At 51.0% G+C, this 23,959-nt stretch carries 10 protein-coding genes; all 10 read right to left on the minus strand.

The features are described 5' to 3' along the window. Nucleotides 1–111 precede the first annotated feature (111 nt). Nucleotides 112–4,218, minus strand: a complete 4,107-nt coding sequence (locus ACO6UX_RS23620) for a DUF1601 domain-containing protein (RefSeq protein WP_422450752.1) — start codon at nt 4,216–4,218, stop codon at nt 112–114. A 173-nt stretch (nt 4,219–4,391) separates the two neighbouring features. Further along, nucleotides 4,392–7,454, minus strand: coding sequence for a DUF1601 domain-containing protein (locus ACO6UX_RS23625; protein ID WP_422450753.1), 3,063 nt, complete (start codon nt 7,452–7,454; stop codon nt 4,392–4,394). Nucleotides 7,455–7,725: 271 nt separating this feature from the next. Beyond that, nucleotides 7,726–7,977 carry a hypothetical protein gene (locus ACO6UX_RS23630; protein ID WP_422450754.1) on the minus strand — a complete coding sequence of 84 codons (252 nt, stop codon included), beginning with the start codon at nt 7,975–7,977 and terminating at the stop codon, nt 7,726–7,728. A 365-nt stretch (nt 7,978–8,342) separates the two neighbouring features. Beyond that, a complete protein-coding gene (locus tag ACO6UX_RS23635) occupies nt 8,343–8,561 on the minus strand; it encodes an IS4/Tn5 family transposase DNA-binding protein (protein WP_422450756.1) in 219 nt (72 codons plus the stop codon). 73 nt (nt 8,562–8,634) lie between these two features. Next, nucleotides 8,635–11,382 carry a DUF1601 domain-containing protein gene (locus ACO6UX_RS23640; RefSeq protein ID WP_422450757.1) on the minus strand — a complete coding sequence of 916 codons (2,748 nt, stop codon included), beginning with the start codon at nt 11,380–11,382 and terminating at the stop codon, nt 8,635–8,637. Nucleotides 11,383–11,433: 51 nt separating this feature from the next. Continuing rightward, on the minus strand, nt 11,434–14,907 hold the full coding sequence (locus tag ACO6UX_RS23645) for a DUF1601 domain-containing protein (RefSeq protein WP_422450758.1): 3,474 nt from the start codon (nt 14,905–14,907) through the stop codon (nt 11,434–11,436). A gap of 96 nt (nt 14,908–15,003) precedes the next feature. Next, a complete protein-coding gene (locus tag ACO6UX_RS23650) occupies nt 15,004–16,197 on the minus strand; it encodes an RAP domain-containing protein (protein ID WP_422450759.1) in 1,194 nt (397 codons plus the stop codon). Then, on the minus strand, nt 16,103–16,966 hold the full coding sequence (locus ACO6UX_RS23655) for a hypothetical protein (RefSeq protein ID WP_422450761.1): 864 nt from the start codon (nt 16,964–16,966) through the stop codon (nt 16,103–16,105). Before ACO6UX_RS23655 ends, ACO6UX_RS23650 begins: the two co-directional genes overlap by 95 nt. 228 nt (nt 16,967–17,194) lie before the next feature. Next, complete coding sequence (locus tag ACO6UX_RS23660; RefSeq protein ID WP_422450763.1) at nt 17,195–20,605, minus strand: DUF1601 domain-containing protein; 3,411 nt, start codon at nt 20,603–20,605, stop codon at nt 17,195–17,197. 151 nt (nt 20,606–20,756) lie between these two features. Continuing rightward, the gene (locus tag ACO6UX_RS23665) at nt 20,757–23,912 is read right to left on the minus strand and encodes a DUF1601 domain-containing protein (protein ID WP_422450764.1); all 3,156 of its coding nucleotides are present in this window, start codon (nt 23,910–23,912) and stop codon (nt 20,757–20,759) included. Nucleotides 23,913–23,959: the final 47 nt, after the last annotated feature.

The following is a 23,959-nucleotide window of genomic DNA, read 5'->3' on the forward strand; positions in this document are numbered from 1 at the left end:
TAAATGTAAGCAGTGGGAGGAACTCATCTGCTCCTGATGCCACCCATCCGTTATCTTCAAAACATCCGGGGCGAAATTCAGGGGCAACAGGTCTTCAACGCTGGTAGAACTTTACTTGAATGTGAAAACGGTTCCTGGGGCGAAGGGAGGGGATTGCTGGCTGTTTTTTCTCTTCCTCTTTGCTGGTTTGCCGGTTTGTTCTTTTAAATGTTCTTGGGCAGTTAAGTAGACGTGATCTGAGGGTTGCCTGTCATCAGCAGTAACGTATGAATCATCTGCCCACCTTCTTTTAAGTGATACAGAGCCATGCCCTTGTGGCGGGAAGCCTAGCCTGGTCTTTATTTGATCAATGTATGGTTTCATTAAATCCTGACTCAAGAGCATGTTAACCGGAATTTCAATGACCTCAAATCCTGCTTTTTGCAACAGTGCGATTTTCAGCAGCGTCGAACCATTCCTGGTGTTGAAATCACCACCCACGTAATGAGAGGGCCCCTGAACTTCAATCACCATGTTGTGATCTGGCAGGAGCAGGTCAACCGGAGGCAATGAGTTCAGACTCTTTTCTTCTTCAATCTGCAAAGAGGGAAAGCATGATTGGAGTTGATCGCGAAAGTCGGCCTGGATTTTTGAAATGTTTGTCGGGTAATGGGGGACGACTGGACACGCTCTCCCAAGCCAACTGGCGGCCATGGCAATGATGCGTTGATCGTCTTCATTGTCTGAGGATGTATTTTCCAGACGAGTAAACAGCTCATCCATGTGCTTTTCAAGCCAGTTATTGTTATTGGAGTCCAGAGACAATCTGGCACAGCAAACCATGACTCCCCAGAGAGACATCAATAGGTCTTGCTGTAAGAGCTGAGGGTGTTCACTGATTCGGTAAACAAACGATTCGAACATAGAGGTCACCAGGTTCAGCTCAACGAACTCACCCAGTTTCGCGGTGGCCCACAGCAGATTGGCGATTTCCTTTGGTTTAAAGTTAGCTTTCTGTGTGTTCACGTGGCGCAATAGCGCGGCCACGGCCTCGTTGAGCTCTGATGTCCACTCCCCGTTACCCACCAGTTTCGCTATGGCCCACAGCAGGTTGGCGATTTCCTGTGGTTTAAAGTTAGCTTTCTCCGTGTTGACGCGTGGCAACAGCGCGGTCATGGCCTCGTTAAACTCTGGTGTTCGCTCCTGCCCGTTGTCCACCAGTTTCGCCATGGCCCACAGCAGGTTGGCGATATGCTGAGGAATAAATTGGTCTTTCTGTGCGTTCACGAAGGGCAACAGCACGGCCACGGCCCCTTTAAGCCCTGGTGTCTGCTCCTGCCCGTTGTCCACCAGTTTCGCCATGGCCCACAGCAGGTTGGCGATATGCTGAGGAATAAATTGGTCTTTAAATGCGTTCACGTGGGGCAACAGCGCGGCGACGGACTCGTTCAGTTCTGGTGTCCGCTCCTGCCCGTTGTCCACCAGTTTCGCCATGGCCCACAGCAGGTTGGCGATAGCCTGTGGTGTAAAGTTATCTTTCTGTGCATTCACGAGTGGCAACAGCGCGGCCACGGTCTCTTTAAGCTTTGGTGTATCCTGCCCGTTGTCCAGTAGTTTCGCCATGGCCCACAGCAGGTTAGCGATTTCCTGTGGTTTGAAGTTAGCTTTCGCTGTGTTCACGAGTGGCAGCAGCGCGGCCACGGCCTCTTTGAGCCCCGGTGTCCGCTCCTGCCCGTTGTCCACCAGTTTCGCCATGGCCCACAGCAGGTTGGCGATAGCCTGTGGTGTAAAGTTATCTTTCTGTGCGTTCACGAAGGGCAACAGCGCGGCCGTGGCCTTGTTGAGCCCTGATGTCTGCTCCAGCCCGTTGTCCACCAGTTTCGCCGTAGCCCATAGCAGGCTGGCGATTTCCTGTGGTTTGAAGTTAGCTGTCTGTGCGTTCACCTGGGGCAACAGTGAGGCCACAGCCTCTTTGAGCCCTGGTGTCTGCTCCTGCCCGTTGTCCACCAGTTTTGCCATGGCCCACAGCAGGTTGGCGATATGCTGAGGAATAAATTGGTTTTTCTTTGCGTTCACCTGGGGCAACAGTGTGGCCACAGCCTCTTTGAGCCCCGGTGTCCACTCCTGCCCGTTGTCCACCAGTTTTGACATGGCCCACAGCAGGTTGGCGATACCCTGTGGTGTAAAGTTTGCTTTCTGTGCGCTCACTTGGGGCAACAGCGCAGCCAACGCCTCGTTGAACTCTGGTGTTCGCTTTTGCCCGTTGTCCACCAGTTTCGCCATGGCCCACAGCAGGTTGGTGATATGCTGAGGAATAAATTGGTCTTTCTGTGCGTTTACGAAGGGCAACAGCACGGCCACGGCCCCTTTAAGCCCCGGTGTCCGTTCCTGCCCGTTGTCTACCAGTTTTGACATGGCCCACAGCAGGTTGGCGATTTCCCGTGGTTTGAAGTGGACTTTCTGCCCGTTCACGTGGTGCACCAGCGCGGCCAGGGCCTCGTTCAGTTCTGGTGTCCGCTCATGCCCCTTGTCCACCAGTTTTGCCATGGCCCACAGCAGGTTGGTGACACCCTGGGCATTAAATTGGTCTTTCTGTGCGTTTACGCGGGTCAACAGCGCGGCCACGGACTCGTTCAGTTCTGGTGTCCGCTCCTGCCCGTTGTCTACCAGTTTCGCCATGGCCCACAGCAGGTTGGCGATATGCTTAGGAATAAATTGGTCTTTCTGTGCGTTCACGAAGGGCAACAGCACGGCCACGGTGCCTTTAAGCCCTGGTGTCTGCTCCTGCCCGTTGTCCACCAGTTTCGCCATGGCCCACAGCAGGTTGGCGATACCCTGTGGTCTGAAGTTAGCTTTCAGTGCGCTCACGTGGGGCAACAGCCCGGCCACAGCCTCGTTGAGTTCTGGTGTCTGTTCCTGCCCGCTGTCCACCAGTTTTGCCATGGCCCACAGCAGGTTGGCGATTTCCCGTGGTTTGAAGAGAACTTTCTGCCCGTTCACGTGGTGCATCAGCGCGGCCAGGGCCTCGTTCAGTTCTGGTGTCCGCTCATGCCCGTTGTCCACCAGTTTCGCCATGGCCCACAGCAGGTTGGTGACACCTTGGGCATTAAATTGGTCTTTCTGTGCGTTTACGCGGGTCAACAGCGCGGCCACGGACTCGTTCAGTTCTGGTGTCCGCTCCTGCCCGTTGTCCACCAGTTTCGCCATGGCCCACAGCAGGTTGGCGATATGCTGAGGAATAAATTGGTCTTTCTGTGCGTTCACGAAGGGCAACAGCACGGCCACGGCCCCTTTAAGCCCTGGTGTCTGCTCCTGCCCGTTGTCCACCAGTTTCGCCATGGCCCACAGCAGGTTGGCAATTTCCTGTGGTTTAAAGTTAGCTTTTTGTGCGTTCACGTCGGGTAATAGTCTGGCCACGGCCTCGTTGAGCTCTTGTGTTCGCTCCTGCCCCTTGTCCACCAGTTTTGCCATGGCCCACAGCAGGTTGGCGATACCCTGAGAATTAAATAGGTCTTGCTGTGTGTTCACGTGGAACAACAGCGCGGCCACGGCCTCGTTGAGCTCTTGTGTTCGCTTCTGCCCGTTGTCCGCCAGTTTAGCCATGGCCCATAGCAGGTTGGCGACTCCCTGGGCATCAATGTCCCTGGCTTCAGGTTTTTGGTTGCAGATAAATATTATTGCATCCAGTAGCGTTGACAATAAGTTAGCTTGAGTAAGCTTTACACGCTCATCCATGGGGTTATGAGGGGTAAAAACACCCGCTGAAGTCAATGAATGAAGTGTTGTCGTCAGGCTTCGCCAATTCCAACTCCGTGTTGCGGTAAAATTTTGCAGCAAGCGCAGCAGCTGGCTTTGTTCCGCTCGATTTAACGGTCTTTTAGCAGCTGACGTGTATTTTTTAATTGAACTGGCATACAGACCGTGATCTCTCCCATCATAGCGATGACCGAAACGATAAGATTTACTCACCAGGTCATCCATTATTTCCTGTTTGATGAGCGCATTAAAATCCTGAGCAGGGTTTACTGAGCGGTTCTGTAGATGTTGAGAAGAGCGTGTGAAAGAAGAATGGTAAAATTCATTACGCCCGGGGACAGTGCGGGAGGGGTTATCCCATTGCCTGACTGTGGCATATCTATATCGTCCACGCCGTGAAGAAGACGCCTGGCCATTCGGTTGGTTGTCATCATTGCCTGATCTTGCGTATTGACTACTGATACCAGCAGAGCTTCTATCCATAACTGTATTTCATTAATTCATGAGAATATAAAAAGCAGACTGCGGTTCTGTTCAGAAGTTCATTTTGCTGGAATGTTGATCAATGTAAGCAGTGGGAGAAACTCATCTGCTCCTGATGCCAACCATCCGTTATCTTCAACGCATCCGGGACGAAATTCAGGGGTAACAGGTCTTCAACGCTGGTAGAACTTTCCTGGAATGTGAAAACGGTTCCAGGGTCGAAGGGAAGGGATTACTGGCTTTTTTTTCTTCCTCTTGGCTGGTTTGCCGGTTTGTTCTTCGGCGGTTAAGTAACCATGATTTGAGGGTTGCCTGCCTTTATCAGCAGTAATGCGTGCCGCATCTGCCCACCTTCTTTTGAGTGATACAGAGCCATGCCCCTGTGGCGGGATGCCTGTCCTGGTCTTTATTTGATCAATGTATGGTTTCATTAAATCCTGATTCCAAACACTGTTAACCGGAATTTCAATGACCTCAAATCCTGCTTTTTGCAACAGTGCGATTTTCAGCAGAGTCGAACCATTCCTGGTTTTGAAATCACCACCCACGTAATGAGAGGGCCCCTGAACTTCAATCACAATGTTGTGATCCGGCAGTAGCAGGTCAACCGGAGGCAGTGAGTTCAGACTCTTTTCTTCTTCAATCTGCAAAGAGGGAAAGCCTGATTGGAGTTGATCGCGAACCTCGGATTGACGTTTTGACATAGTAGTCTGGTAATGGGGGATGACCGGGCACGCTCTCCCAAGCCAACTGGCGGCCATGGCAATGATGCGTTGATCCTCTTCATTGTCTGAGGATGTATTTACCACACGTGTAAACAGGTCATCCATGTGCTTTTCAAACCAGTTATTGTTATTGGAATCCAGAGACAATCTGGCACAGCAAACCATCACTCCCCAGAGAGAAATCAATATTTCTTGCTGTGAGAGCTGAGGGTTTTCACTGATTCGGTAAACAAGCGATTCAAACATAGAGGTAACCATGTTCAGCTCAACGGACTCACCCAGTTTCGCCGTGGCCCACAGCAGATTGGCGATTTCCTTTGGTTTAAAGTTAGCTTTGTGTGCGTTCACGTGGCGCAACAGCGCGGCCACGGCCTCGTTGAACTCTGATGTCCACTCCCCGTTGTCCACCAGTTTCGCTATGGCCCACACAAGGTTGGCGATATGCTGAGGAATGAACTGATCTTTCTGTGCATTCACGTGAGGCAACAGCGCGGCCAAGGCCTTGTTGAGTTCTGGTATCCACTTCCCGTTGTCCACCCGGTTGTCCACCAGCTTCGCCATGGCCCACAGCAGGTTGGCGATATTCTGGGCATTAAATAGGTCTTTCTGTACGTTCACGTGTTGCAACAGCGCAGCCACGGCCTCGTTAAACTCTGGTGTCCGCTCTTGCCCGCTATCCACCAGTTTCGCCATGGCCCACAGCAGGTTGGCGATATGCAGAGGAATAAATTGGTCTTTCTGTGCGTTCACGAGGGGCAACAGCGCGGCCACGGCCTCTTTGAGCCCTGGTGTCTGCTCCTGCCCGTTGTCCAGTAGTTTCGCCATGGCCCACAGCATGTTGGCGATTTCCTGTGGTTTTAAGTTAGCTTTCTCTGGGTTCACTAACAGCACGGCCACGGCCTCTTTGAGTTGTGGTGTCCACTCCAGCCCGTTGTCCACCAGTTTTGCCATGGCCCATAGCAGGTTGGCGATTTCCTGTGGTTTAAAGTTAGCTTTCTGTGCGTTCACGAAGGGCAACAGCGTGGCCACGGCCTGTTTGAACTGTGGTGTTCGCTCAAGCCCCTTATCAACCAGTTTCGCCGTGGCCCAAAGCAGGTTGGCGATTTCCTGTGCTTTAAAGTGAGCTTTCTGTGCATTCACGAAGGGCAACAGCGTGGCAACGGCCTCTTTGAGCTGTGGTGTCCGCTCCAGCCCCTTATCAACCAGTTTCGCCATGGCCCACAGCAGGTTGGCGATTCCCCGGGCATTAAATTGGTCTTTATGTGTATTTACGTGGGGCAACAGCGCGACCACGGCCTTGTTGAGCCCCGGTGTCTGCTCTTGCCCGTTGTCCACCAGTTTCGCCATGGCCCACAGCAGGTTGGCGATACCCTGTGGTTTAAAGTTTGCTGTCTGTGCGCTCACGTGGGGCAACAGCGCAGCCACCGCATCGTTGCGCTCTGGTGTTCGCTTTTGCCTGTTGTCCACCAGTTTCGCCATGGCCCACAGCAGGTTGGCGATACCCTGTGGTTTAAAGTTAGCCTTCTGTGCGCTCACATGGGGCAACAGAACGGCCTCGGCTCTGCTGAGCATCGGTGTTTGCTCCTGCCCGTTGTCCACCAGTTTCGCCATGGCCCAGAGCAGGTTGGCGATTTCCTGTGGTTTAAAGTTACCTTTCTGTGCGTTCACATCGGCCAATAAGCTGGCCACGGCCTCATTGAGTTCTGGCGTCTGTTCCTGCCCGTTGTCCACCAGTTTCGCCATGGCCCACAGCAGGTTGGCAATATGTTGAGGAATAAATTGGTCCTTCTGTGCGTTCATGTGGGGCAACAGTGCGGCCACAGCCTCGTTGAGCCCTGGTTTTCGTTCCTGCCCGCTGTCTACCAGTTTCGCCATGGCCCACAGCAGGTTGGCGACACCCTGGGCACCAATATAGCTGGCTTCAGCTTTTTGGTTGCACTTGAATATTATTGCATCAAGCAGTGTTGACAATAAGGCAACTTGAGTATGCTTAACACGCTCATCTATGGGGTTATGAGGGGTAAAAACACCCGCTGAAGTAAATGAGTGCAGTGTTGTCGTCAGGCTTCGCCAATTCCATTTCCACGTTGCTGTGAAATTTTGCAGCAAATGCATCAGTTGGATTTGTTCCGCTCGATTTAACGGTCTTTTAGTAGCGAACGTGTATTTTTTTATTGAGCTGGCATATTGCCCGTGATTTCTCCCATCATAGTGATCACCGAAACGATAAGATTTACTCACCAGGCCATCCATTATTTCCTGTTTGATGAGCGCATTAAAATCTTGAGCAAGGTTTACCGAACGGCGCTGTAGATTTTGAGGAGGGCATGCACCAGGAGAATGGTAAAATTCATTGTGCCCCAGTGCAGGGCGGGGGGGATTATCCCGATGTCTGACTGTAAACTGTCTATATCGTCCACGCCTTGCAGAAGCGGTATGGTTATCCGGATGGTTGTCATCACTACCTGGTCTTGCGTATTTTCCACTGATACCAGCAGATGTTCTATGCATAATTATATTTCATTAATTCATGGAAATATTAAAAGCAGACTGCGGTTCTGTGCAGAAGTTCATTTTGTTGGATTGTGAAAACGGTTCCTGGTCGAAGGGCTGTCTCTTAGTCAGATCTCTACACCCTTTGTCATCCGGTAAGTGTGGAGACGGTCTTGCAGTTTCGCCCAGCCATCCCAAACAACTAACCATCCGGAAACGCCTGTTCGTTTAGAGTCACCCAAGGTTGGTTCTTCAGCCAAAGCATCAAAAAGAAGTTGGTTATCACCAATTAAAATTCGGTTTTGTGTTGCTCTGACAACAAACCTTTGACTGTGAGTGGTCTTGTACTGATATATTCATAAACATCGGCTTCACGATCGCAGACACTAACTACCTTGGTCATTTGGGCACCCAGCCTGTGCTCAATGCTTTCAGAGGACTGCTGCCACTTAAAACTTTCTTTTTTCTTCGTAAGGTCGCTGCTTGCGAGTGTTCCGCTTGCCGCGCTCCCCGTCGTCTCTAATCCAGCGTTGCTGATCAATCAGCCCCATTGTTCGCTCAGTATCAGCATCCAGAAGCAACACTGAGTGAGCCCAAATGCCTCTGGCATTGCTATTTTTTGGTTCACTATATCGCCCAGTCTGACCTGATGGAATGTTTGTAGCTGAGAGTGGTACTGTCTTCAATGGCTAACAAGAGTTGTGCATCGTGTACAGCGAGCGCGGTCGCCTGAAATCCGGCTCTGCAATAAGTAGTTAACCAAATGAAATCATATATTTCTGACTAAGTTGTCAGTCACTCTGCGGCGTTGCAACTCCGGTCACATAGCTACGGCTATGCTCCCTACGTTGCGCCTTGCATAGCAACTGCCCACTTAGCCAGAAATATACGATTCCATTTGGCCAACTACTTAGCATCCGGTTCTACAGCTTCATTTCCAATAAATCGATAGGCACCTTCAACCACTGCAAGGTTGCTTTCACAAGAGGAGGCTAAAGATGAGCCCGTGTGGGCAGCCAGCTCAGCGGCTACATGAGTTAGTCTTTTTGTACGACGCTTGTCACCTAAGTCTGAGCACTTGAAAGTATGTTCAGCCCATTGCTGAAGAGGTAGTGGTGTAAACATAGTCTTGACCTATCTCAGAAAGGATAAGTCAAGTATAGAAGTTGTGACTAAGAGACAGGTCGAAGGGAGGGGATTACTGGCTGTTTGTTTTCTTCCTCTTTGCAGGTTTGTCGGTTTGCTCTTCTAAATGCTCTTCTGCGTTTAAGTAACCGTGATCTGTGGGTTGCCTGCCTTTATCAGCAATAATGTATGCCGCATCTGCCCACCTTCTTTTAAGTGATACAGAGCCATGCCCCTGTGGCGGGATGCCTATCCTGGCCTTTATTTGATCAATGTATGGTTTCATTAAATCCTGATTCAAAAGCCTGTTAACCGAAATTTCAATCACCTCAAATCCTGCTTTTTGCAACAGTGCGATTTTCAGCAGAGTCGAACCATTCCTGGTTGTGAAATCACCACCCACGTAATGATATGGTCCCTGCACTTCAATCACCATGTTGTGATCTGGCAGTAGCAGGTCAACCGGAGGTAATGAGTTCAAACACTTTTCTTCTTCAATCCGCAAAGAGGGAATGGATGATTGGAGTTGAGCGCGGAAGTCGGCCTGAGGTTTTGAAATGGTTGTCGGGTAATGGGGGACGAACGGACACGTCCTGCGAAGCCAGCTTGCGGCCATGGCAATGATGGATTGATCTTCTTTATTGTCCGGGGAGGTGTTTTCCAGACGAGTAAACAGCTCATCGATGTGCGGTTCAAGCCAGTTATTGTTATTGGAGTCCAGAGACAATCTGGCACAGCAGACCATTACTCCCCAGAGCGACATCAATATGTCTTGCTGTGAGAGCTGAAGATTTTCACTGATTCGGTAAACAAGCGATTCAAACACAGAGGTAGCCACGTTCAGCTCAACGAACTCACCCAGTTTCGCCGTGGCCCACAGCAGGTTGGTGATTTCCCGTGGTTTAAAGTTCGCTTTCTGGGTGTTCACATGGCGCAATAGCACGGTCACGGCCTCGCTGAGCTCTGATGTCCACTCCCCGTTATCCACCAGTTTCGCCATGGCCCACACAAGGTTGGCGATTTCCTGTGGTTTAAAGTTAGCTTGCTCTGTGTTGACGTGTCGCAACAGCGCGGCCACGGCCTCGTTGAGCCCTGATATCAACGCCCCGTTGTCCGCCAGTTTCGCCATGGCCCACAGCAGGTTGGCGATATCCTGGGCATTAAATAGGTTTTTCTGTACATTCACATGTTGCAGCAGCGCGGCCACGGCCTCGTGCAGCTCTGGTGTTTGCTCCAGCCCATTGTCCACCAGTTTCGCCATAGCCCACAGCAGGTTGGCAATATGCTGAGGGTTAAATTGATTTTTCTGTGCATTCACGCCGGTAAACAGCACGGCCAGGGCGGCTTTGAGCTCTGGTGTCTGCTCCTGCCCGTTGTCCACCAGTTTCGCCATGGCCCACAGCAGGTTGGCAATATGCTGAGGAATAAATTGGTTGTTTCGTGCGCTCACTTGGGGCAACAGCGCGGCCACAGTCTCTTTGAGCCCTGGTGTCCACTCCTGCCCGTTGTCCACCCGTTTCGCCATGGCCCATAGCAGGTTGGTGATTTCCTGAGGTTTAAAGTTAGCTTTCTGTGCGTTCACGAGGGGCAACAGCGCGGCCACGGCCTTGTTGAGTTCTGGGGTTTGCTCCTGCCCGTTGTCCACCAGTTTTGCCATGGTCCACAGCAGGTTGGCGATATGCTGAGGAATAAATTGGTTTTTTTTTGCGTTCACGAGGGGCAACAGCGCGGCCACGGCCTTGTTAAGTTCTGCTGTCTGTTCCAGCCCGTTGTCCACCAGTTTTGCCACGGCCCACAGCAGGTTGGCGATATGCTGAGGAATAAATTGGTTTTTTTTTGCGTTCAGGTGGGGCAACAGTTTGGCCACAGCCTCGTTGAGCCCTGGTGTCAACTCATGTCTGTTATCCACCAGTTTCGCCATGGCCCACAGCAGGTTGGCAATGCCCTGGGCATTAAATTGGTTTTTCTGTGCGTTCACGCGGGGCAGTAGCGCAGCCACGGCCTGGTTAAGCTCTGGTACCAACTGCTGCCCGTTGTCCACCAGTTTCGCCATGGCCCACAGCAGGTTGCTGATGCCCTGGGCATTAAATTGGTCTTTGTGGGTGTTCACAAGGGGCAACAGTGCGGCCACAGCTTTGTTGAGTCCTGATTTTTGCTCCTGCTCGCTGTCTACCAGTTTTGCCATGACCCACAGCAGGTTGACGACACCCTGGGCATCAATATCCCTGGCTGGAGGTTTTTGGTTGCACTTGAATATGATGGCATCAAGTAGCGTTGACAGTAAGGCCGCTTGAGTACGCTTAACCCGCTCCTCCATGGGCTTATGAGGGGTAAATACACCCGCTGAAGTCAATGAATGCAGTGTTGTCGTTAGGCTTCGCCAATTCCAGCTTCGTGTTACGGAAAAATTTTGCAGTAAAGGTATCAGCTGGCTTTGTTCGTCTCGATTTAATGGTCTTTTAGCAGCTGACGTGTATTTTTTAATTGAACTGGCATATAGGCCGTGATCTCTCCCATCATAGCGATCACCGAAACGATCCGATTTATTCACCCAGCCAATGATTATTTCTTCTTTTATGAGGGCATTAAAATCTTGAGCAAGGTTTACTGAACGGTGCAGTAGATTTTGAGGAGGGCATGCGTCAGGTGAATAGTAAAATTCATTGTGCCCCGGGGCAGGATGGGAAGGATTATTCCGATGTCTGACTGTACACTGTCTATATCGTCCACCCCTTGCAGAAGCGGTATGGTTATCCGGCTGGTTGTCATCATTACCTGATCTTGCGTATTGATCACTGATACCAGCAGAGCATCTATTCATAACTATATTTCATTAATTCATGAGAATATAAAAAGCAGACTGCGGTTCTGTTCAGAAGTTCATTTTGCAGGAATGTGAAAACAGTTTCTGGATCGAAGGGAGGGGATTACTGGCTGTTTTTTTCTTCCTCTTGGCTGGTTTGCGGGTTTGTTCTTGTAAATGTTCTTCGGCGGTTAAGTGACCGTGATCTGAGGGTTGCCTGCCTTTATCAGCAGTAACGTATGGCGCATCTGCCCACCTTCTTTTAAGTGATACAGAGCCATGCCCTTGTGGCGGTATGCCTGTCCTGGTCTTTATTTGATCAATGTATGGTTTCATTAAATCCTGATTCCAAAGCCTGTTAACCGGAATTTCAATGACCTCAAATCCTGCTTTTTGCAACAGTGCGATTTTCAGCAGAGTCGAACCATTCCTGGTGTTGAAATCACCACCCACGTAATGAGAGGGCCCCTGAACTTCAATCACCATGTTGTGATCTGGCAGGAGCAGGTCAACCGGAGGCAGTGAATTCAGACTCTTTTCTTCTTCAATCTGCAAAGAGGGAAAGCATGATTGGAGTTGATCACGGAAGTCGGATTGAGGTTTTGACCTGATAGTCTGGTAATGAGGGACGAACGGGCACGCTCTCCCAAGCCAACTGGCGGCCATGGCAATGATGCGTTGATCCTCTTCATTGTGCAGGAATGTATTTTCCAGACGGGTAAACAGGTCATCCATGTGCTTTTCAAGCCAGTTATTTTTGTTGGCATCAGAGACCAGAGCCAATCTGGCACAACATACCATTAACCCCCAGAGAGACATAAATATGTCTTGCTGAGAGAGCTGAGGGTTGTCACTGATTCGGTAGACAAGCGATTCGAACGTGGATGTAACCACGTTCAGGTCAACGAGTTCACCCAGTTTCGCCATAGCCCACAGCAGGTTGGCGATGCCCTGGTCATTAAATTGGTCTTTTTGTGCGTTCACGTGTGGCAACAGCGCGGCCACGGCCTCATTGAGTTCTGGTGTCTGCTCCTTCCCGCTGTCCACCAGTTTTGCCATGGCCCAGAGCAGATTGACGATTTCCTGTGGTTTAAAGTTAGCTTTCTGTGGGTTCACGTGGGGCAGCAGCCCGACCACGGCCTCATTGAACTCCGTTGTCCGCTCCTGCCCGTTGTCCACCAGTTTCCCCATGGACCACAGCAGGTTGGCAATACCCTGTGGTGTAAAGTTAGCTTTTTGTGCGTTCACGTGGGGTAACAGTGCGGCCACGGCCTCATTGAACTCTGTTGTCCTCTCCTCGCTGTTGTCCACCATTTTCGCCATGGCCCACAGCAGGTTGGTGATACCCTGAGGTTTAAAGTTGGTTTTCTGTGCGTTTACGAGGAGCAACAGTGCGGCCACGGCCTCTTTGAGTTCTGGTGTCTGCTCCCGCCCGTTGTCCACCAGTTTCGCTATGGCCCACAGCAGGTTGGCAATTTCCTGAGGTTTAAAGTTGGTTTTCTGTGCGTTCACGAGGAGCAACAGTGCGGCCACGGTCTGTCTGAACCCTGGTGTTTGCTCCTGCCCATTGTCCACCAGTTTCGCCATGGCCCACAGCAGGTTGGCGATATGCTGAGGAATAAATTGGTCTTTCTGTGCGTTTACGTGGGGCAACAGCGCGGCCACGGCCTCGTTGAGTTCAGGTGTTCGCTCCTGCCCGTTGTCCGCCAGTTTCGCCATGGCCCACAGCAGGTTGGCGATATGCTGAGGAATAAATGGGTCTTTTTGTGCGTTCACGAGGGGCAACAGCGCGGTCACCGCCTTGTTGAGTTCTGGTGTCTGCTCCTGCCCGTTGTCCACCAGGTTTGCCATGGCCCATAGCAGGTTGGCGATACCCTGGGTATTAAGCTGGTCTTTCTGTGCGTTCACGTGGGGCAACAGCGCGGCCACGGCCTCTTTGAGCCCTGGTATGTGCTCCTGCCCGTTGTCCACCATTTTCGCCATGGCCCACAGTAGGTTGACGATAGCCTGAGGAATAAATTGGTCTTTCTTTGCATTCATGAGGGGCAACAGCGCGGCCACGGTCTCGTTGAGTTCTGGTGTTTGCTCCTGCCCGTTGTCCACCAGTTTCGCCATGGCCCATAGCAGGTTGGTGATTCCCTGGGCATTAAGTTGGTCTTTCTGTTCATGCACGAGGGGCAACAGCACGGCCACGGCCCCGTTGAGCCCTGGTGTCTGCTCGTGCCCGTTGTCCACCAGTTTCGCCATGGCCCACAACAGGTTGGCAATTTCCTGTGGTTTAAAGTTGGTTTTCTGTGCGTTCACGGGGAGCAACAGTGCTGTCACGGCCTCTTTGAGTTCTGGTGTCTGCTCCTGCCCTTTGTCCACCAGTTTCGCCATGGCCCACAGCAGGTTGGCGATATGCTGAGGAATAAATTGGTTTTTCTGTGCGTTCACGAGGGGCAAGAGCACGGCCACGGCCCCGTTGAGCCCTGGTGTCTGCTCGTGCCCGTTGTCCACCAGTTTCGCCATGGCCCACAGCAGGTTGGCAATTTCCTGTGGTTTAAAGTTATCTTTCTGTGCGTTCACGTCGGGCAATAGCCTGGCCAGGGCCTCATTGAGCCCCGGTGTCCGCTCCTGGCCCTTGTCCACCAGTTTCGCCATGGCCCACAGCAGGTTGGCAATTTCCTGTGGTTTAAAGTTATCTTTCTGTGCGTTCACGTCGGGCAATAGCCTGGCCAGGGCCTCATTGAGCCCCGGTGTCCGCTCCTGGCCCTTGTCCACCAGTTTCGCCATGGCCCACAGCAGGTTGGCGATTCCCTGTGGTTTAAAGTTAGCTTTCTGTCCATTTACGTGGGGTAACAGCGTAGCCACGGCCTCGTTGAACCTTGGTGTTCGCTCCTGCCCGCTGTCTACCAGTTTTGCCATGGCCCACAGCAGGTTGGCGATTCCCTGAGCATCAATATCCCTGGCTTGAGGTTTTTGGTTGCACTTGAATATTATTGCATCAAGTAGCGTTGACAGTAAGGCCGCTTGAGTACGCTTAACACGCTCCTCCATGGGGTTATGAGGGGTAAATACACCCGCTGAAGTCAATGATTGAAGTGTTGTCGTCAGGCTTCGCCAATTCCAGCTCCGGGTTACGGAAAAATTTTGCAGTAAACGTATCAGCTGGCTTTGTTCGGCTCGATTTAATGGTCTTTTAGACGCTGACGTGTATTTTTTAATTGAACTGGCATATTGACCGTGAAGTCTCCCATCATAGCGATCACCAAAACGATAAGATTTAGTCAGCAGGTCAGCCATTATTTCCTGTCTGGTGAGGGTGTTGAAATCTTGAGCAGAGTTTACTGAACGGTACTGTAGATGTTGTGAAGAGCGTGTGAAAGAAGAATGGTAAAACTCATGACGCCTCGGGGCAGTGCGGGAAGGGGGATCCCATTGTCTGACTGTGGCATGTCCATATCGTCCACGCCGTGAAGAAGCGGCCTGGTCACCCGGTTGGTTGTCATCATTGCCTGATCTTGGGTATTGACATCTGATACCAGCAGAACTTCTATCCATAACTATATTTCATTAATTCATGAGAATATAAGAAGCAGACTGCTGCTCTGTTCAGAAGTTCATTTTGTTGGAATGTTGATAAATGCAGGGAGGGAATTACTGGCTGTTTTTTCTCTTCCTCCTGGCTGGTTTGCCGGTTTGTTCTTGTAACTGTTCTTCGGCGGCTAGGTAACCATGATTTGAGGGTTGCCTGCCTTTATCAGCAGTAACGTATGAATCGTCTGCCCACCTTCTTTTAAGTGATACAGAGCCATGCCCCTGTGGCGGGATGCCTATCCTGGTCTTTATTTGATCAATGTATGGTTTCGTTAAATCCTGATTCCAAAGCCTGTTAACCGGAATTTCAATGACCTCAAATCCTGCTTTTTGCAACAGTGCGATTTTCAGCAGAGTCGAACCCTTCCTGGTGTTGAAATCACCACCCACGTAATGAGACGGTCCCTGAACTTCAATCACCAGGTTGTGATCTGGCAGTAGCAGGTCAACCGGTGGTAATGAATTCAGACTCTTTTCTTCTTCAATCCGTAAAGATGGAATGCATGATTGCAGTTGATTGCGGAAGTGGGATTGACGGTTTGAAACGTTTGCATGGTAATGGGGGACGAACGGACACGGTCTCCCAAGCCAACTTGCGGCCTTCGCAATGGTGTGTTGACCCTCTTCATTGTTCGGGGATGTATTTTCCAGGCGAATAAACAGGTCATCGATGTGCTTTTCAAGCCAGTTATTGTTATTGGAGTCCAGAGACAATCTGGCACAGCAAACCATTACTCCCCAGAGAGACATCAATATGTCTTGCTGTGAGAGCTGAGGGTTTTCAATGATTCGGTAAACAAGCGATTCAAACATAGAGGTAACCACGTTCAGCTCAACGATCTCACCCAGTTTCGCCGTGGCCCACAGCAGATTGGCGATTTCCTGTGGTTTAAAGTTAGCTTTCTCCGGGTTCACTTGTGGCAACAGCACGGCCACGGCATCTTTGAGCTGCGGTGTCTGCTCCTGCCCGTTGTCCACCAGTTTCGCCGTGGCCCATAGCAGGTTGGCGATTTCCTGTGGTTTAAAGGTAGCTTTCTGTCCGTTCACGTGGGGCAACAGCGCAGCCACCGCCTCATTGAGCCCCGGTGTCCGCTTCTGCCCGTTGTCCACCAGTTTCGCCATGGCCCACAGCAGGTTGGCGATACTCTGTGGTGTAAAGTTAGCTTTCTGTGCGCTCACGTGGGGTAACAGCGCGGCCACGCTCTCTTTGAGTTCTGGGGTCCGTTCCTGCCCGTTGTCTACCAGTTTCGCCATGGCCCACAGCAGGTTGGCGATATGCTGAGGAATAAATTGGTTTTTTTTTTGCGTTCACGTGGGGCAACAGTGCGGCTACAGCCTTCTTGAGCCCTGGTGTCAACTCATGCCTTTTATCCACCAGTTTCGCCATGGCCCACAGCAGGTTGGCGACACCCTGGGCATCAATATCCCTGGCTGGAGGTTTTTGGTTGCACTTGAATATGATGGCATCAAATAGCGTTGACAGTAAGGCAGCTTGAGTAAGCTTAACACGCTCATCTATGGGGTTATGGAGGGTAAAAGCACCCGCTGAAGTCAAGGAATGAAGTGTTGTCGTCAGGCTTCGCCAATTCCAGCTTGGCGTTGCTGTGAAATTTTGCAGCAAATGCATCAGCTGGCTTTGTTCCGTTCGATTCAACGGTCTTTTAGCAGCTGACGTGTATTTTTTAATTGAACTGGCATAATTACCGTCAAGTCTCCCATCATAGCGATCACCGAAACGGTAAGATTTACTCATAAGGTCATCCATTATTTCCTGTCTGGTGAGAGCATTAAAATCCTGAGCAGGGTTTACTGAACGGTACTGTAGATGTTGAGAAGAGCGCGTGACAGAAGAATGGTAAAATTCATGACGCACCGAGGCAGTGCGGGAGGGGTTATCCCATTGTCTGACTGTGGCATATCCATATCGTCCATGCCTTGAAGAAGACGCCTGGTCATCCGGTAGGTTGTCATCATTGCCTGATCTTGCGTATTGACCACTGATACCAGCAGAGCTTCTATCCATAACTATATTTCATTAATTTATGAAATTAAAAGCAGACTGCTGTTCTGTTCAGAAGTTCATTTTGTTGGAATATTGATAAATGTAAGCAGTTGGAGAAACGCATCTGCTCCTGTTGCCACCAATCCGTTATCTTCCAAACATCCGGGGCGAAATTCAGGGGGAACAGGTCTTCAACGCTGGTAGAACTTTCCTGGAATGTGAAACGGTTCCTGGGTCGAAGGGAGGGGATTACTGGCTGTTTGTTTTCTTCCTCTTTGCAGGTTTGTCGGTTTGCTCTTCTGAATGTTCTTCGGCGGTTAAGTAACCGTGATCTGAGGATTGCCTGTCATCAGCAGTAATGTATGCCGTATCTGCCCACCTTCTTTTAAGTGATACAGAGCCATGCCCCTGTGGCGGGATGCCTATCCTGGTCTTTATTTGATCAATACATCGTTTAATTGAACCTTGGTTCCAAAGCATGTTAGCAGGGATTTCAATGACCTCAAATCCTGATTTTCTCAGCAGTGCGATTTTCAGCAGAGTCGAACCATTCCTGGTTTTGAAATCACCACCCACGTAATGAGAGGGCCCCTGAACTTCAATCACCATGTTGTGATCTGGCAGTAGCAGGTCAACCGGAGGCAGTGAGTTATGACTCTTTTCTTCTTCAATCTGCAAAGAGGGAATGCATGATTGGAGCTGATTGCGGAATTCGGCTTGAGGTTTTGACATGATTGTCTGGTAATGGGGGACGAACGGGCATGATCTCCCAAGCCAACTTGCGGCCATGGCAATAACGGATTGTTCCTCTTCATTGTCTGGGAATGTATTTTTCAGGCGAGTAAACAGGTCATTCATGTGTGTTTCAAGCACGTTATTTTTATTGGCATTGGAGAGTAGAGATTGCCTGGCACAACATACCATTACTCCCCAGAGAGACATCGATATCTCTTGCTTTGAGAGCTGAGGTTTTTTACTGATTCGGTAGACAAGGGATTCAACCGCAGATGTAACCACGTTCAGCTCAACAAAGTCACCCAGTTTCGCCATGGCCCACAGCAGGTTGGCAATACCCTGGGCATTGAATTGGTCTATTTGTGCGTTCATGTGGGGCAGCAGCGCTGCCACAGCCTCGTTGAGCCCTGGTGTCCACGTCTGCCCGCTGTCCACCAGTTTCGCCATGGCCCACAGCAGGTTGGCAATACCCTGGGCATTAAATTGGTCTATTTGTGTGTTCACGTGGGGCAGCAGCGCTGCCACAGCCTCGTTGAGCCCTGGTGTCCACGCCTGCCCGCTGTCCACCAGTTTCGCCATGGCCCACAGCAGGTTGGCAATATGCTGAGGAATAAATTGGTCTTTCTGTACGTTCACCTGGGGCAACAGCGCAACCACAGCCTCGTTGAGCCCTGATGTCTGCTCCTGCACGTTGTCCACCAGTTTCGCCATGGCCCACAGCAGGTTGGCGATATGCTGAGGATTAAATTGTTCTTTCTGTGTGTTCACGTGGGGCAACAGCGCGGCCAAGGTCTCTTGGAGCCCTGGTGTCCGCTCCTGCCCGTTGACAACCAGTTTCGCCATGGCCCACAGCAGGTTGGTTATACCCTGGGCATTAAATTGGTCTTTCTGTGCGTTCACGTGGGGCAACAGCGCAGCCACGGCCTCTTTGAACTCTGGTGTCTGCTTCTGCCCATTGTCCGCCAGTTTCGCCATGGCCCACAGCAGGTTGGCGATATGCTGAGGATTAAATTGGTCTTTCTGTGCGTTCACGTGGGGCAACAGCGCAGCCACGGCCTCTTTGAACTCTGGTGTCTGCTCCTGCCCGTTGTCCGCCAGTTTCGCCATGGCCCACAGCAGGTTGACGATATGCTGCGGAATAAATTGGTTTTTCTGTGCGTTCACGTGGGGCAACAGCGCGGCCACGGCCTCTTTGAGCCCTGGTGTCTGCTCCTGTTCGATGTCCATCAGTTTCGCCATGGTCCACAGCAGGTTGGCGATGCCCTGGGCATTAAATTGGTATCTATGTGCGCTCACGCGGGGCAACAGAGCGGCCACAGCCCCTTTGAGCGCTGGTGACCACTCCTGCCCACTGTCCACCAGTTTCGCCATGGCCCACAGCAGGTTGGCGACTTCCTGTGGATTAAAGTTAGCTTTCTGTGCGTTCACGTGGGGCAACAGCGCGGCCACAGGCTTTTTGAACTCTGGTGTCCGGTCCTGCCCGTTGTCTACCAGTTTCGCCATGGCCCACATCAGGTTGGCTATACCCTGGGCATTAAATTGGCATTTCTGTGCGTTCACGAAGGGTAACAGCGTGGCCACTGCCTCTTTAAACTCCGGTGTCCACTCCCCGTTGTTCACCAGTTTCGCCATGGCCCACAGCAGGTTGGCTATAGCCTGGGCATTAAATTGGCATTTCTGTGCGTTCACGAAGGGTAACAGCGTGGCCACTGCCTCTTTAAGCTCCGGTGTCCACTCCCCGTTGTCCGTCAGTTTCGCCATGGCCCACAGCAGGTTGGCGATTTCCTGTGGTTTAAAGTTAGCTTTCTGTGCGTTTACGTGGGGTAACAGCACGGCCACGGCCTCTTTGAGCTCTGGTGTCCGCTCCAGCCCGTTGTCCACCAGTTTCGCCATGGCCCACAGCAGGTTGGTGATTTCCTGTGGTTTAAAGTTAGCTTTCTGTGCGTTCACGTAGGGTAACAGTGCGGTCACGGCCCCTTTGAGCCCTGTTGTCCATTCCTGCCCGTTGTCCACCAGTTTCGCCATGGCCCACAGCAGGTTGGCAATTTCCTGTGGTTTAAAGTTAGCTTTCTGTGCGTTCACGTTGGGCAACAGGCTGGCCACGGCCTCATTGAGCCCCGGTGTCCGCTCCTGGCCCTTGTCCACCAGTTTCGCCATGGCCCACAGCAGGTTGCTAATGCCCTGAGCATTAAATTGGTCTTTCTGAGCGTTCATGTGGGGCAACAGTGCGGCCACAGCCTCGTTGAGCCCTGGTTTTTGCTCCTGCCCGCTGTCTACCAGTTTCGCCATGGCCCACAGCAGGTTGGCGACACCCTGGGCACCAATATAGCTGGTTTCAATTTTTTGGTTGCACTTGAATATTATTGCATCAACTAGCGTTGACAATAAGGCAACTTGAGTATGCTTAACACGCTCATCTATGGGGGTATGGGGGGTAAAAACACCCGCTGAAGTAAATGAGTGCAGTGTTGTTGTCAGGCTTCGCCAATTCCATTTCCGCGTTGCTGTGAAATTTTGCAGCAAAGGCATCAGCTGGTTTTGTTCCGCTCGATTTAACGGTCTTTTAGCAGCTAACGTGTATTTTTTTATTGAGCTGGCATATTGCCCGTGATTTCTCCCATCATAACGATCACCGAAACGATAAGAGTTACTCAGCAGGCCATCCATTATTTCCTGTCTGGTGAGGCTATTGAAATCTTGAACAGGGTTTACTGAACGGTACTGTAGATGTTGAGAAGAGCGTGTGAAAGAAGAATGGTAAAATTCATTACGTCCCGGGGCATTACGGGAGGGGTTATCCCATTGTCTTACTGTGGCATATCTATATCGTCCACGCCGTGAAGAAGTGGCCTGGCCATCCGGTTGGTTGTAATCATTGCCTGATCTTGCGAATTGACCACTGATACCAGCATAGCTTCTATCCATAACTATATTTCATTAATTCATGAGAATATAAAAAGCAGACTGCTGTTCTGTTCAGAAGTTCATTTGGGGCGAAATTCAGGGACAACAGGTCTTCAACGTTGGTAGAACTTTCCTGGAATGTGAAAACGGTTCCTGGGTCGAAGGGAGAGGATTACTGGCTGGTTGTTTTCTTCCTCTTTCCTGGTCTGCCGGTTTGCTCTTTTGAATGTTCTTCGGCGGTTAAGTAACCATGATCTGAGGGTTGCCTGCCTTTATCAGCAGTAACGTATGCCTCATCTGCCCACCTTCTTTTAAGTGATACAGAGCCATGCCCCTGTGGCGGGAAGCCTATCCTGGTCTTTATTTGATCAATGTATGGTTTCATTAAATCCTGATTGACAAGCATGTTAGCTGGGATTTCAATGACCTCAAATCCTGCTTTTTGCAACAGCGCGATTTTCAGCAGCGTCGAACCCTTCCTGGTGTTGAAATCACCACCCACATAATGAGACGGTCCCTGAACTTCAATCACCATGTTGTGATCTGGCAGTAGCAGGTCAACCGGAGGCAGTGAGTTCAGACTCTTTTCTTCTTCAATCTGCAAAGAGGGAATGCATGATTGGAGTTGATTGCGGAATTCGACTTGAGGTTTTGACATGATTGTCTGGTAATGGGGGACGAACGGGCATGATCTCCCAAGCCAACTTGCGGCCATGGCAATAACGGATTGTTCCTCTTCATTGTCTGGGAATGTATTTTCCAGGCGAGTAAACAGGTCATTCATGTGTGTTTCAAGCACGTTATTTTTATTGGCATTGGAGAGTAGAGATTGCCTGGCACAACATACCATTACTCCCCAGAGAGAGAGCGATATCTCTTGCTTAGGGAGCTGAGGTTTTTTACTGATTCGGTAGACAAGGGATTCAACCGCAGATGTAACCACGTTCAGCTCAACAAAGTCACCCAGTTTCGCCATGGCCCACAGCAGGTTGGCAATACCCTGGGCATTAAATTGGTCTATTTGTGCGTTCACGTGGGGCAGCAGCGCTGCCACAGCCTCGTTGAGCCCTGGTGTCCACTCCTGCCCGCTGTCCACCAGTTTCGCCATGGCCCACAGCAGGTTGGCAATATGCTGAGGAATAAATTGGTCTTTCTGTACGTTCACCTGGGGCAACAGCGCGACCACAGCCTCGTTGAGCCCTGATGTCTGCTCCTGCACGTTGTCCACCAGTTTCGCCGTGGTCCATAGCAGGTTGGCGATTTCCTGTGGTTTAAAGTTAGCTTTCTGTGCGTTCACGTCGGGCAATAGGCTGGCCACGGCCTCATTGAGCCCCGGTGTCCGCTTCTGCCCGTTGTCCAGCAGTTTGGCCATGGCCCACAGCAGGTTGGTGATACCCTGTGGTGTAAAGTTAGCTTTCTGTGCGCTCACTTGGGGCAACAGTGCGGCCACGGCCTCGTTGAGTTCTGGTGTTTTCTCCTGCCCGTTGTCCACCAGTTTCGCCATGGCCCACAGCAGGTTGGCGATGTGCTGAGGAATAAATTGGTTTTTTTTTGCGTTCACGTGGGGCAACAGCGCGGCCACGGCCTCGTTGAGTTCTGGTGTTTGTTCCTGTTCGTTGTCCACCAGTTTTGCCATTGCCCACAGCAGGTTGGTGATATGCTGAGGAATAAATTGGTTTTTTTTTGCGTTCACGTGGGGCAACAGTGTGGCCATAGCCTCTTTGAGCCCTGGTGTTTGCTCCTGCCCCTTGTCCACCAGTTTTGCCATGGCCCACAGCAGGTTGGCGATACCCTGTGGTGTAAAGTTTGCTTTTTGTGCGCTCACGTGGGACAACAGCGCAGCCACCGCCTCGTTGAGCTCTGGTGTTCGCTTTTGCCTGTTGTCCACCAGTTTCGCCATAGCCCACAGCAGGTTGGCGATTTCCTGTGGTTTAAAGTTAGCTTTCTGTGCGTTCACGTGGGGCAGCAACGCGGCCACGGCCATGTTGAGCCCTGGTGTCAATTCATGCCTGTTATCCACCAGTTTCGCCATGGCCCACAGCAGGTTGGTAATGCCTTGGCTATTGAATTGGTCTTTCTGCGCGTTCACGAGGAGCAACAGCGCGGCCACGGCCTCGTTGAGATCTGGTGTTTGCTCCAGCCCGTTGTCCACAAGTTTTGCCATGCTCCATAGCAGGTTGGTAATGTCCTGGGCATTAAATTGGTTTTTCTTTGCGTTCACGAGGGGCAACAGCACGGCCACAGTCCCTTTGAGCCCTGGTGTCTGCTTACGCCCATTGTCCACCAGTTTCGCCATGGCCCACAGCAGGTTGGCGATTTCCTGTGGTTTAAAGTGAGCTTTTTGTATGTTTACGTGAGGCAACAGCGCTGCCACGGTCTCTTTGAGTTCTGGGGTCCGTTCCTGCCCGTTGTCTACCAGTTTCGCCATGGCCCACAGCAGGTTGGTGATTTCCTGTGGTTTAAAGTGAGCTTTCTGTGCGTTCACGTTGGGCAATAGGCTGGCCACGGCCTCGTTAAACTCTGGTGTTCGCTCCTGCCCGTTGTCCACCAGTTTCGCCATGGCCCACATCAGGTTGGCAATATGCTGAGGAATAAATTGGTCTTTTTGTGCGTTCATGTGGGGCAACAGTGCGGCCACAGCCTCTTTGAGCCCTGGTGTTCGCTCCTGCCCGCTGTCTACCAGTTTTGCCATGGCCCACAGCAGGTTGGAGACACCCTGGGCATCAATATCCCTGGCTGGAGGTTTTTGGTTGCACTTGAATATGATTGCATCAAGTAGCGTTGACAGTAAGGCAGCTTGAGTGCGCTTAACACGCTCATCTATGGGGTTATGGGGGGTAAAAACACCCGCTGAAGTAAATGAATGCAGTGTTGTCGTCAGGCTTCGCCAATTCCAGCTCCGTGTTACGGAAAAACTTTGCAGTAAACGTATCAGCTGGCTTTGCTCGGCTTGATTTAATGGTCTTTTAGCAGCTGACGTGTATTTTTTAATTGAATTGGCATATAGGCCGTGATCTTTCCCATCATAGTGATCACCGAAACAGTAAGATTTACTCAGCAGGCCAGCCATTATTTCCTGTCTGGTGAGGGTATTGAAATCTTGAGCAGGGTTTACTGAACGGTACTGTAGATGTTGTGAAGAGCGTGTGAAAGAAGAATGGTAAAATTCATTACGCCCCGGGGCAGTGCGGGAGGGGGTATGCCATTGTCTGATTGTGGCATATCTATATCGTCCACGCCGTGAAGAAGTGGCCTGGTCATCCGGTTGGTTGTCATCATTGCCTGATCTTGCGTATTGACCACTGATACCAGCAGAGCTTCTATCCATAACTATATTTCATTAATTCATGAGAATATAAAAAGCAGACTGCTGTT

The organism is Endozoicomonas sp. ALB091 (genome assembly GCF_049310265.1).
Taxonomy (GTDB): Bacteria; Pseudomonadota; Gammaproteobacteria; order Pseudomonadales; family Endozoicomonadaceae; genus Endozoicomonas.